Here is a 12251-nt window from a genome sequence, read left to right as displayed (position 1 = left end):
GAGTTTGCCTGTTATTAATACGACCCTCTTGCTAAAAAAGTTGATCTATTTAACAGTTTGTTAACTTTTATAACTATCGTCTTGGATGAGGGGAAATACAAATTTTGTGCGGAAATTAATCAGAAGGAGGTAGGTTTTAAGCAAAAAAAACCTCAGCACCATGGCTGAGGTCTTAGTAATAGAGTTTTAAGCTTACTTGATGCCAGCGAAATCTTTAAGGGTTTCTGCTTTATCTGTTGCTTCCCATGGGAACTCTTCACGACCGAAGTGGCCGTATGCAGCAGTCTGCTTGTAGATAGGCTGAAGTAGGTTCAACATCTCTTGTAGACCGTATGGACGTAGGTCGAAGTTTTGACGAACTGCCTCAATGATGATCTCGTGAGCTACTTTCTCAGTACCAAAGGTTTCAACCATGATAGACGTTGGATCAGCAACGCCGATAGCGTAAGACAGTTGAATCTCACAACGGTCAGCCATGCCAGCCGCAACGATGTTTTTCGCAACGTAACGCGCGGCGTAAGCTGCAGAACGGTCAACTTTTGAAGGATCTTTACCTGAGAATGCACCGCCACCGTGACGAGCTGCGCCGCCGTAGGTATCAACGATGATCTTACGACCCGTTAGACCACAGTCACCCATTGGGCCACCGATTACAAAACGGCCTGTTGGGTTGATGAAGAAGTTAGTGTCTTTGTTGATCCACTCTGAAGGAAGTACTGGTTTGATGATCTCTTCCATTACCGCTTCACGTAGGTCTGGTGTTGTTACTGAATCACAGTGTTGAGTCGAAAGAACAACAGCATCGATACCAACGATCTTACCTTGGTCGTACTGGAATGTTACCTGAGATTTCGCATCTGGGCGAAGGAAGTCAAGTTTGCCGCTCTTACGTACTTCAGCTTGCTTCTTAACAAGAAGGTGAGAGTAAGTAATTGGAGCTGGCATTAGGATTGGTGTTTCGTTAGTCGCGTAACCAAACATGATACCTTGGTCGCCTGCGCCTTGATCTTTAGGGTCTGCTTTATCCACACCTTGGTTGATGTCTGGAGACTGCTTACCAATGGTATTTAGTACCGCACAAGAGTCAGCGTCAAAGCCCATGTCTGAGTGCACGTAACCAATGTCACGAACGGTTTGACGAGTTAGCTCTTCGATATCAACCCAAGCAGAGGTAGTGACTTCACCACCCACCATTACCATGCCTGTTTTCACGTAGGTTTCACAAGCAACGCGAGCTTTTGGGTCTTGCTCAAGAATTGCATCTAGAACCGCATCAGAGATTTGGTCTGCGATTTTATCTGGATGGCCTTCTGATACTGACTCAGAAGTAAACAGGTGCTTAGCCATGATGGGCTCCCTTATTTCTTAGTTAAGAAAAGACGCATCTTGGCGTCTTTTGAATCGTACTGTTTAGTAGGTGTTTCTACTTCTAGACGTCTATTCTAATTTTGAATGTGTGAAATACAAGCTTTTTTACGATTTAAGTGAGCCAAACGTTTGCGCTGGCTCACGCAAGTTTTTAATTAAAATAGTGAGATGTTAAACAAATTAATCTCTCATAGTTTGAATTTTGCTCGGGAAAGGGTTTGCAGTAATAGAGGCGCTTTGCGACAATAACGCCGCCCAACACCCTCCGTTGGGATCAGGACTTATTTTTAATAAATTGCTTATGCATTCAGGAGCAGACATGTCTTCTCGTAAAGATCTAGCCAATGCAATCCGTGCTCTTAGCATGGATGGTGTTCAACAAGCTAACTCTGGTCACCCAGGCGCACCTATGGGTATGGCTGACATCGCTGAAGTTCTTTGGCGTGGTCATTTGAACCATAACCCACAAAACCCAGAGTGGGCTGACCGCGACCGTTTTATTCTGTCAAATGGTCACGGATCAATGCTGATCTACTCTCTGCTTCATTTGACGGGTTACGAGTTATCTATCGATGACCTTAAAAACTTCCGTCAGTTGCACTCTAAAACTCCAGGACACCCGGAATATGGTTATGCACCTGGTATCGAGACCACGACAGGTCCTCTAGGTCAAGGCATCACCAACGCTGTTGGTATGGCAATGGCTGAAAAAGCACTTGCAGCACAGTTCAACAAAGAAGGCCACGACATCGTTGACCACTATACCTATGCATTCATGGGTGACGGTTGTCTGATGGAAGGCATCTCACACGAGGCATGTTCTCTTGCGGGTACTCTAGGCCTTGGCAAGCTTGTTGCTTTCTGGGATGACAACGGCATCTCTATCGATGGTGAAGTTGAAGGCTGGTTCTCTGACGATACGCCTAAGCGTTTTGAAGCTTACGGCTGGCATGTAATTCCAGCAGTAGACGGTCACGATAGCGACGCAATCAACGCGGCTATCCTTGCGGCAAAAGCAGATCCTCGTCCAACACTTATCTGTACTAAAACAGTGATTGGTTTTGGTTCTCCAAACAAAGCAGGCACGCATGACTGCCACGGCGCACCACTAGGTCAAGACGAAATCGTTGCGACTAAAGCGGCTCTTGGTTGGGAGCACGGCCCATTTGAAGTTCCTGCTGACATCTACGCACAGTGGGACGCAAAAGAGTCTGGCGCTGCAAAAGAAGCGGCTTGGAATGCGAAATTTGAAGCTTACGCGGCAGCATACCCTCTCGAGGCAGCTGAGCTTAAGCGTCGCGTTAACGGCGAACTTCCAGCTGAGTGGGAAGAGAAAGCAAACCAAATCATTGCGGATCTTCAAGCAAACCCAGCAAACATCGCATCACGTAAAGCATCACAAAACGCACTAGAAGCGTTTGGTCAAATGCTTCCTGAGTTTATGGGTGGTTCTGCTGACCTTGCGCCATCAAACCTAACCATGTGGTCTGGCTCTAAATCTCTTGAAGCAAATGACTTCTCGGGCAATTACATCCACTACGGTGTACGTGAGTTCGGCATGACGGCTATCATGAACGGTATTGCTCTGCACGGCGGTTTCGTGCCGTACGGCGCAACCTTCCTAATGTTCATGGAATACGCGCGTAACGCAATGCGTATGGCAGCTCTGATGAAGGTTCAGAACATCCAAGTTTACACTCACGACTCTATCGGTCTGGGTGAAGACGGCCCAACTCACCAACCGGTTGAGCAAATGGCTTCGCTACGTCTGACTCCAAACATGAGCACATGGCGTCCATGTGACCAAGTTGAATCTGCAGTAGCATGGAAACTGGCTATCGAGCGTAAAGACGCGCCTACAGCGCTTATCTTCTCTCGCCAAAACCTAGCACAGCAAGAGCGTGACGCTTCTCAAGTAGCTGACATCGCTAAGGGTGCTTACATCCTTAAAGATTGTGCTGGCACTCCAGAGCTAATCATCATTGCAACAGGTTCTGAAGTAGAACTAGCGGTTACAGCGCAAGCTGAACTAACAGCAGCAGGCAAAGCGGTACGCGTTGTATCTATGCCTTCTACTGACGCGTTCGATAAGCAAGATGAAGCATACCGCGAGTCAGTACTACCATCATCAGTGACTAAGCGTATCGCAGTAGAAGCGGGCATCGCTGATTTCTGGTACAAGTATGTCGGCTTCGGTGGCAAGATCATCGGTATGACTACCTTCGGTGAATCTGCTCCAGCAGGCGAATTGTTCAAGATGTTTGGCTTTACTACTGAGAACGTAGTTAAGACCGCGATTGAACTTCTATAAGCGTAATTAGCGTAATTTATGGATGCCAGGGTAATAATGCCTGGCATCCATATTTATTTGAAATGTTTATAAAATTCAACAATTATTATGTGTGGTTTTCTGTTGATAGGATACTAATAAATTGAAATTCTTTCTTAATAATTACACCAGCAATAAGAGAGTTTGGGTAGAGGTTAATAGGCCAAGTCCTATTCAACTCGAGTAGTCCTAGTTTATCAATCAAGTCTTTATAGTAATCTTGAGAAAGATACCTATTAGGAATTGAAACTCCATAGCCATAGTTTCCTATAAAATCCGCTATTTGCAACACTTTCCTAGAAAAAAAGCCATATTCAAAATGGTCTTTAATAATTATATATTTTGCCACTCTTCGCGCTTCAGTAAGTAGACTTTCGATATTGCTAAAATCATGATGTAATACATCGCTGAAAATAGCAATATCATAGGTTTTATCACCGAAAGGTATCGTGTTGCCATCGAATTGTTGATAATTAACCCAGTTATTCCTATTCGGATAGATGTCGATACAAGTATAATGACAATCTTTGATTTTAACTGCTAGTGACTTAGAAATACTCATATCTCCACAACCAATATCCAAAAAACGTATTTCTTTTTCTTCTATATTTAAGCTGGAAATGCCATCGTGAAAAAGTCTGGATAGTAACTCTACTCTATTGTTATGGGAGAATTTTTGGTGAAAATGAATCAAGATTCTATCAAGAATTCTTTTTTTTCTTTAGCTATGGGAGAGCTCATCTTATCCGCCTTTATATCTGTACTATATGTAATATTTGACTAGTTGTGATCAATACTTACTATCGCATTTAAAAAAGAACTAAAGAAAATCTGCATTCCACATATTGAAATGGTGAGTGACAAAACCATATACCTATCAGCTACAGGGCTTTGAAAGTCACCAAAGTGTAACTTGGACCATTGGTATAGACATAAGAAGCTCAAAACTATTCCAATAATGGTAAGCATAAAGCCTAATATTGCGTATGACTCTAAATGATGTGGCTTATTTTTATTACTACTAGGTAATAGGCCAGATTTTATAGCATATCTATGTACTGTTTTACCTATCAATAGAGCTTGAGTTCCTAATAAAAAGCTCAAACAACCTGCGAAGAAAGTTTTATTTTCTAGTTCTATCCCAGAAATTGTTACTGGCCCGGTTAGTAAAGATAGAATAATTAATAGCCCAAAAGTTATGAGTGAGATTGCTGGATATAGGTATAGCCATTTTGGTGTATACATTAAGAGAAAGCATAAGTGTCTCCACCCGTCTCGCCACGTGTTTAGATGTGGTGGACGAGATCGACCGTCATTAGACAATGTAGTCGGAACTTCTTCCAATTTTAGGCCACTCAAAGAAGAGCGGACAACCATCTCACTGGCGAACTCCATGCCTGTAGTATGTAGATTCAATGAAGAGATAGATTGCTTGTTGAATCCTCTTAACCCGCAATGGAAGTCTCTACATTTTATGTTGAAAAATAATCTACCCAGGAAACTAAGAATTGGATTTCCTAGATATTTGTGTAAAGGGGGCATTGCACCTTTTTCTATTCCTCCTTTAAACCTATTGCCCATGACTAAATCATTACCTTGGCGAAGTTTTTTTACGAATGGGGTTAGGCTACTAAAGTCATAACTATCATCAGCATCGCCCATAATTATATACTTACCTCTAGCCTCAGAAATGCCTCCCTGTAAAGCTGCTCCGTATCCTTTTCTTCCCACGTTGATAACTCTGGCGCCAGCACCTTTAGCTATATATTTAGAGTCATCAATGCTGCCATTATCTGCTATTAATACTTCACCCTCTATATTAGCATCCTGCATGTATTTTTTAGCTTTAGTTATACACGTTAGTAGTGTCTCAGACTCGTTCAAACAAGGCATTAATATAGTTAGTTCAATATCTTTTTTACTCATGAGTAACTCCTTCAGTTCGCTCTTTGATCTTGAAGACCCTTAAACCATTTTGTTTATATATTCTCAATAACCAAGGGGGAAGCTCCCCTCTGTCTAATTTATTAATGAATGAATTTTCACTAGAAAGGATTTTTAGCACCTTGCTCTGTTGAGCGTCACCAATAATAATGTGAGTTATTTTATTGTTGATTATTTCTTTTTTCACATAGTCAAGGTTAGTACTTATGAATATTTCTATCATATTACTATTGCCTTTAATGTTTCTATGGTAGGGCAAAGAAACTATATTTGCTTTGGTTAGTGCTAAAATCCTAGTTCCAAAGTCAATCGGAGCGAGGATCTTTTCATTATCAAAGTTTATTTCAGAAAATAAATGTTCTAACCGCTTACTCTTAGTAGTATGCTCAGTTAGATTTGTTTTTTCTAACAGTTCTTGGTTATTGGTTTTAGGTGCAATGTCTAAGACTCCTCCTATAAATACAGGCGAAAGAATCAATATTATTAACGCTTTGTATAAATTATTACTGGTCTTTTTTGATATATTTATGGCTACATAAGCTTGTAATGGGATAGCTAGTAATAGTGGAGTGATAGATGCTCTATCTTGCCATAAAAATGGAATTGATAAAGAGAGTATGAAAATAAAATAGTGATTAATTACTGGTGATTTTTTATCAATAAATAGTAATGAGAAAAGAGCAGGCAAGAGCATTATTGCTATATTTGATGATGAGAAGAATCCATTTTTAATAATGTAGTGAGTGGTTGAAAAAGTTTCACTTATTAAATCTATCCAATGAGTTTTTAGTATTTCTGGGTGTGCTCTATATGCAATGTCAGTAACTAATTCAGGGAATGCTGCTAGTGTGGGTAGAAGAGAAGCCAGTAGACTAAAGGTGAAAGATAAATATCTGCTGTTATTTATAGGGTAAATGGTCGAGTATAATACACAAAATACGAACCCTGATAAAAAACAAAAAGAGAATGCAATTGATATAGCATCGACATGAACGTCAAAAAACTCATAATAGGGTCTGTTTAAAATTACGAAAATTAGTGAAAAAACGAATGCACTCAAAGATATTGTTGAAGCATATTTTAGTGCTTTCTCGTTTCGTAAAATACCATAGAAAACCAAAATACTTAATGCGGATATGAAAAACAAAATGTTAGCAACGCCTACCCAAAGAGAGATTGCGATCATCATGCCTTGAACCCATGCTCTTCTTTTATATTCAAACTCATACTCTTTGATAGGTATTAAAAGAATAAAAAAAGCTGTAATACAGAGTTGTACATTATGATGGTCGATTGAACCTGGAAGAAATTTGATGAGCAAATATGATGAAAGGGCGTAAACAGCGCTTATGAATGCGTATTGACTTCCGAATAACTTGCTCGTTGTAGCAGCTATTAAAACTGCCGTAATACATAGATAGAGTAGTGGGGTTATTGATATAGAAATCAGTGTAGCCATTTCTATATCTGTAACAGTGGTGAAAGCTTTAATTAGAATGTAGGGAACAATGTCTGGAACTCTAGTCCAGTGGATGATTTGTCCATCTTCAGGATTGAGGCGCCCTAGTGGCTGAAGATACCAGTTTCCAGATGCCACCCATTCTGAGATTTGAACTAATCTCATGTAATCATCATCGTCCCACAGATCTAATGAAGAAACTTTATCCCAAAAGGTACCAAACATAATCAGGCTAAAGATGATGCTTAGAATTAATACCGGTGCAAGAACTCTCAGTTGCTGATTTTTCTCATTCAAAGGCTTAGTTAATTCCATTTAACTCGATTCCTTGATTAATTTTTAATGCATATATTTTATCAGATTGAATGAATATTTTTTTGCAATCAAGTCACAAGCCTTGTTTCTTTACCTTTTGTTCTAAACATGTATTTGAAAGTGTGATCTGATACACTTCTATGAAATAAAAAGACATGAAGCAGGCAGGGAGTAACACCATGCTAAGAGTCGCAATAAATGGATTTGGTCGTATCGGGCGCAATGTGTTGCGGGCGGTTTATGAGAGCGGTAAGCAGGACTTAATAAAGGTAGTGGCGGTTAATGAACTGGCGCAGCCGGATGCTATGGCGCATCTTCTCCAGTATGACACCAGTCATGGGCGCTTTCATCATAAGGTTAGTCACACTCAAGAGTATCTGAACATCCATCACATCGATGGTAGCAAGGATGAGATTCGTATCTTGCATCTTGCTGAGCTGGATTTGCTTCCTTGGCGTGATCTTGATGTGGATATCGTGCTGGATTGTACCGGCGTCTATGGCACTCAAGCGGATGGTCAGCAGCATATCTTAGCTGGAGCGGATAAAGTTCTATTTTCTCATCCAGGGTCACAGGACCTTGATAACACCATTATCTACGGTATCAACCACGAGACACTGAAGCCAGAACATAGAGTCGTGTCTAATGGTTCATGTACCACCAATTGCATTGTTCCTATTATCAAGGTGTTGGATGACGCCTACGGTATTCAAAGGGGCACTATTACTACCATACACTCATCGATGAATGACCAGCAGGTGATTGATGCCTATCATCCGGATCTGAGACGAACACGCAGTGCCAGTCAGTCGATTATTCCTGTGGATACCAAACTTCACAAAGGGATTGAAAGAATATTTCCGAAATTTGAAAACAAGTTTGAGGCGATATCTGTGCGTGTGCCCACAGTAAATGTCACCGCGATGGACCTGAGTGTAACTTTAGATACAAATGTGAAAGTTAATGACGTAAATCAAACCATCCTGCAGGCATCTCAGTGTACATTACAGTCAATAGTTGACTATACTGAAGCGCCGCTTGTTTCTATAGATTTTAACCATGACTCCCACAGTGCGATTGTCGATGGTTCGCAGACCCGTGTCAGTGACGGCCAACTAGTGAAGATGCTAGTGTGGTGCGATAATGAATGGGGTTTTGCAAATCGGATGCTAGATACGGCCTTAGCGATGCATGCGTCACATTAATTACATCGCGCGAAATAAATCCGTAGCTTTTTTGTTCTAGCTCTTGAACTATTAGATAAACGGCCCAATGTAAGCTTACATTAGATGGATTTCGAACACTTGTGCTGGCGATAGTGCCGAGACGAGTGGACAGTTTTTATATTTAAACTTTAGAGGACTAACAATGTCTGTAATCAAGATGACTGACCTGGAACTAGCAGGTAAACGCGTATTTATCCGTGCTGACCTAAACGTTCCTGTAAAAGACGGTAAAGTAACTTCTGATGCTCGTATCCTTGCATCTCTTCCTACTATTAAGCGTTGCCTAGAAGCTGGCGCTAAAGTAATGGTTACTTCTCACCTGGGTCGTCCAACTGAAGGCGAGTACGCAGAAGAGTTCTCTCTAGCACCTGTAGTTAACTACCTAAACGACGCACTAGATTGCGAAGTTAAGCTAGCAAAAGACTACCTAGAAGGTCTTGAGCTAAATGCTGGTGAACTTGTTGTTCTTGAGAACGTTCGTTTCAACAAAGGCGAGAAGAAAAACGAAGAAGAGCTATCTAAGAAGTATGCTGCTCTTTGTGACATCTTTGTTATGGATGCATTTGGTACCGCTCACCGCGCGCAAGCATCTACTCACGGTGTAGGTACTCACGCTCCTGTAGCGTGTGCTGGTCCTCTACTTGCTGCTGAGCTTGAAGCTCTTGGCAAAGCAATGGATAACCCTGAGCGTCCACTAGTTGCTATCGTAGGTGGTTCTAAGGTATCTACTAAGCTGACTGTTCTTGAGTCTCTATCTAAAATCGCTGACCAACTTGTTGTTGGCGGTGGCATTGCAAACACCTTCATCGCTGCTGAAGGCCACAACGTAGGTAAGTCTCTTTACGAAGCAGACCTAGTTGAAACGGCTCAGAAACTAATGAAAGAGTGTGCAATTCCAGTTGCTACTGACGTTGCATGTGCAAAAGCATTTGACGAAAACGCAGAAGCTGAAATCAAGCACGTTTCTGAAGTTCAAGACGACGACATGATCTTCGACCTTGGCCCAGATTCAACTGCAGCACTTGCTGAAATCATCGGCAACGCAAAAACTATCCTTTGGAACGGCCCTGTAGGCGTATTCGAATTCAAAAACTTCGAAGCGGGTACAGCGGGTATTTCTAAAGCAATCGCTGACTCTGCAGGTTTCTCTGTAGCGGGTGGCGGTGACACGCTAGCAGCTATCGACAAGTTCGGTATCAAGGCTGACGTTTCTTACATCTCAACGGGTGGTGGTGCTTTCCTTGAGTTTGTAGAAGGTAAAGTTCTTCCAGCAGTTGCTATGCTAGAAGAGCGCGCAAAAGCGTAATTTTTTAAGGCGAGAACTTTGTTCTCGCCTTTTTGTTAATTTTGCTACAATGCTTTGCGTTGTAAGCAAGGTTTTTTAATCTTTGCAAAAGTGCAATTTAATACTAAACGACAGAAAATAGGACTTATTCCATGTCTAAGATCTTCGATTTTGTAAAACCAGGTGTTATCTCTGGCGACGACGTACAAAAAGTTTTTGAAGTAGCAAAAGAAAACAAATTTGCTCTTCCAGCGGTAAACGTTGTTAACACTGACTCTGTAAATGGTGTACTAGAAGCTGCAGCTAAAGTTAAAGCTCCAGTAGTTGTTCAGTTCTCTAACGGCGGTGCTGGTTTCTTCGCTGGTAAAGGCGTGAAACTAGAAGGTCAAGGTGCTCAAATCCTTGGTGCTGTTGCAGGCGCGAAATACGTTCACGCTGTTGCTGAATCTTACGGTGTGCCAGTTATTCTTCATACTGATCACGCAGCTAAGAAACTTCTTCCTTGGATTGACGGTCTACTAGACGCAGGTGAAGAGTTCTTCGCGCAAACTGGTAAGCCTCTATTCTCTTCTCACATGATTGACCTTTCTGAAGAGTCTCTAGAAGAGAACATCGAAATCTGTGCTAAGTACCTAGAGCGTATGACTAAACTAGGTATGACTCTAGAAATCGAGCTAGGTTGTACTGGCGGTGAAGAAGACGGCGTAGATAACTCTGACATGGACGCATCTGAGCTTTACACTTCTCCAGAAGACGTTGCTTACGCATACGAGAAACTAAGCGCTATCAGCCCTCGTTTCACTATCGCAGCATCTTTCGGTAATGTGCACGGTGTTTACCAAGCAGGTAACGTAGTTCTTACTCCAACTATCCTACGTGACTCTCAAGCATACTGTGCAGAGAAGTTTGGTATTGCACCTAACGCTCTAAACTTCGTATTCCACGGTGGTTCTGGTTCTTCTGAAGCAGAAATCAAAGAGTCTATCGGCTACGGTGTTATCAAAATGAACATCGATACTGATACACAGTGGGCTACTTGGGACGGCATCCGTTCTTACGAAGCTGATAACCGTGATTACCTACAAGGTCAAATCGGTAACCCTAAAGGTGAAGACCAACCAAACAAGAAGTACTACGATCCACGCGTATGGCTACGTGCTGGTCAAGCTTCTATGGTTACTCGTCTTGAGAAAGCATTTGCTGACCTCAACGCGGTTGACGTACTGTAATAAGTTTGCAACTTATTAATTAATTTAGAAAAACCCGCTTTTATAGCGGGTTTTTTTTGTCTTCTGTACTATAGTTTTTTAGTGTTATTCTTATAATTTGCAGGAAGCTGAGTTTTCACAGAAACCTGACCTAAAATGCACATACGCAAGTATGATGCCGTCGCATTTCAGTTGTAACACTTTATTACGGAAGAGAAACTTACAATGTCACAAGAAACCCCTGAAGTACCAGAAGTCCCAAGCGTCGATGCCCTTCATGAAGGGATGCAGGAAGCGCATACGTGGTTAACCAATAACTCTGATTTATTGATTGGTTATGCTGTGAATATTATTACCGCTGTACTGATACTGTTTATCGGTAATATCGTTACTAAAATGGTCGCTAATAGCGTCTCCAAGATGCTTGAAAAACGCCGCATGGATAAAGCGGTCGTCGATTTTGTTCATGCTTTAGTTCGTTATCTATTATTCGTTATTGTTCTGATTGCAGCCCTTGGACGATTAGGGGTTCAAACTGCATCTGTAGTTGCTGTTATTGGTGCCGCTGGTTTAGCGGTTGGTCTTGCACTGCAAGGCTCACTATCAAACTTTGCAGCAGGCGTACTCATTGTCGCTTTCCGTCCATTTAAATCTGGTGACTATGTTGAGGTAGGCGGTGTTGCAGGTTCTGTAGATTCTATTCAGATCTTCCAAACAGTGCTGACTACCCCAGATAACAAAATGGTAGTAGTGCCTAATGGTGGTGTAATTGGCAGCCCTATTACCAACTACTCAAGGCATGCTACGCGCCGTGTTGACCATATCATTGGCGTCTCTTATAGCGCTGACCTTAAGAAAACTGAACAAGTTATTCGCCAGACTCTTGAAGCAGACGATCGTCTTCTAAAAGATAAGGGTATTCAGATTGGCGTACTCGCTCTTGCTGACTCATCAGTAAACTTCGTCGTTCGCCCTTGGTGTCGAACTGAAGATTACTGGGATGTGTACTTTGATACCCTTCAAGCCATTAAGATTGCGCTTGATGAGAATGGTATCGAGATTCCATTCCCGCAAATGGATGTGCACCTCAATAAAGTCGAGTCGTAATCGATATTGA

General features: G+C 41.8%; 9 protein-coding genes. 5 read left to right on the top strand and 4 right to left on the bottom strand.

Going from position 1 to position 12251, the window contains the following annotated elements; all coding sequences use genetic code 11:
* Nucleotides 1-192: 192 nt before the first annotated feature.
* A complete protein-coding gene (gene metK / locus D5I41_RS20150) occupies nucleotides 193-1347 on the bottom strand; it encodes a methionine adenosyltransferase (RefSeq protein ID WP_119011338.1) in 1155 nt (384 codons plus the stop codon).
* A gap of 340 nt (nucleotides 1348-1687) precedes the next feature.
* Here metK and tkt point away from each other — a divergent pair, with 340 nt between their 5' ends.
* Entirely contained in the window at nucleotides 1688-3679 is a 1992-nt protein-coding gene (tkt, locus tag D5I41_RS20145; protein WP_119011337.1) for a transketolase, read from the top strand.
* Nucleotides 3680-3764: 85 nt separating this feature from the next.
* Here the strand turns inward: tkt and D5I41_RS20140 are convergent, their stop codons facing one another.
* The 3 genes from D5I41_RS20140 to D5I41_RS20130 form a co-directional block, all read right to left on the bottom strand.
* Nucleotides 3765-4391: a class I SAM-dependent methyltransferase gene (locus D5I41_RS20140; protein ID WP_162892871.1), complete on the bottom strand. Its 627-nt coding sequence runs from the start codon at nucleotides 4389-4391 to the stop codon at nucleotides 3765-3767.
* A gap of 86 nt (nucleotides 4392-4477) precedes the next feature.
* Nucleotides 4478-5623, bottom strand: a complete 1146-nt coding sequence (locus D5I41_RS20135; RefSeq protein WP_119011335.1) for a glycosyltransferase family 2 protein — start codon at nucleotides 5621-5623, stop codon at nucleotides 4478-4480.
* A complete protein-coding gene (locus tag D5I41_RS20130; protein ID WP_119011334.1) occupies nucleotides 5616-7415 on the bottom strand; it encodes a hypothetical protein in 1800 nt (599 codons plus the stop codon). The genes D5I41_RS20135 and D5I41_RS20130 overlap by 8 nt, the downstream gene beginning before the upstream one ends.
* Nucleotides 7416-7594: 179 nt before the next feature.
* Here D5I41_RS20130 and epd point away from each other — a divergent pair, with 179 nt between their 5' ends.
* From epd to mscS, 4 genes are all read left to right on the top strand, one after another.
* Complete coding sequence (gene epd / locus D5I41_RS20125; RefSeq protein ID WP_119011333.1) at nucleotides 7595-8620, top strand: erythrose-4-phosphate dehydrogenase; 1026 nt, start codon at nucleotides 7595-7597, stop codon at nucleotides 8618-8620.
* A gap of 163 nt (nucleotides 8621-8783) precedes the next feature.
* Nucleotides 8784-9947, top strand: coding sequence for a phosphoglycerate kinase (locus tag D5I41_RS20120; protein WP_119011332.1), 1164 nt, complete (start codon nucleotides 8784-8786; stop codon nucleotides 9945-9947).
* Nucleotides 9948-10078: 131 nt separating this feature from the next.
* Nucleotides 10079-11155, top strand: coding sequence for a class II fructose-bisphosphate aldolase (gene fbaA / locus D5I41_RS20115; protein WP_119011331.1), 1077 nt, complete (start codon nucleotides 10079-10081; stop codon nucleotides 11153-11155).
* A 264-nt stretch (nucleotides 11156-11419) separates the two neighbouring features.
* Entirely contained in the window at nucleotides 11420-12241 is an 822-nt protein-coding gene (gene mscS, locus D5I41_RS20110; protein ID WP_119011555.1) for a small-conductance mechanosensitive channel MscS, read from the top strand.
* The last annotated feature ends 10 nt before the right edge of the window (nucleotides 12242-12251 follow it).

Origin of the sequence: Vibrio superstes (assembly GCF_003569005.1) — a bacterium.
Classification (GTDB): Bacteria; Pseudomonadota; Gammaproteobacteria; order Enterobacterales; family Vibrionaceae; genus Vibrio; species Vibrio superstes.
Note: the sequence above shows the minus strand (reverse complement) of the source record. Positions and strands in the feature narration are given on the sequence as shown.

Coding starts and splice junctions, on each gene's coding strand:
- epd (WP_119011333.1), top strand. CDS start 7,595: ATGCTAAGAGTCGCAATAAATGGATTTGGTCGTATCGGGCGCAATGTG.
- fbaA (WP_119011331.1), top strand. CDS start 10,079: ATGTCTAAGATCTTCGATTTTGTAAAACCAGGTGTTATCTCTGGCGAC.
- tkt (WP_119011337.1), top strand. CDS start 1,688: ATGTCTTCTCGTAAAGATCTAGCCAATGCAATCCGTGCTCTTAGCATG.
- D5I41_RS20130 (WP_119011334.1), bottom strand. CDS start 7,415: ATGGAATTAACTAAGCCTTTGAATGAGAAAAATCAGCAACTGAGAGTT.
- metK (WP_119011338.1), bottom strand. CDS start 1,347: ATGGCTAAGCACCTGTTTACTTCTGAGTCAGTATCAGAAGGCCATCCA.
- D5I41_RS20120 (WP_119011332.1), top strand. CDS start 8,784: ATGTCTGTAATCAAGATGACTGACCTGGAACTAGCAGGTAAACGCGTA.
- mscS (WP_119011555.1), top strand. CDS start 11,420: ATGCAGGAAGCGCATACGTGGTTAACCAATAACTCTGATTTATTGATT.
- D5I41_RS20135 (WP_119011335.1), bottom strand. CDS start 5,623: ATGAGTAAAAAAGATATTGAACTAACTATATTAATGCCTTGTTTGAAC.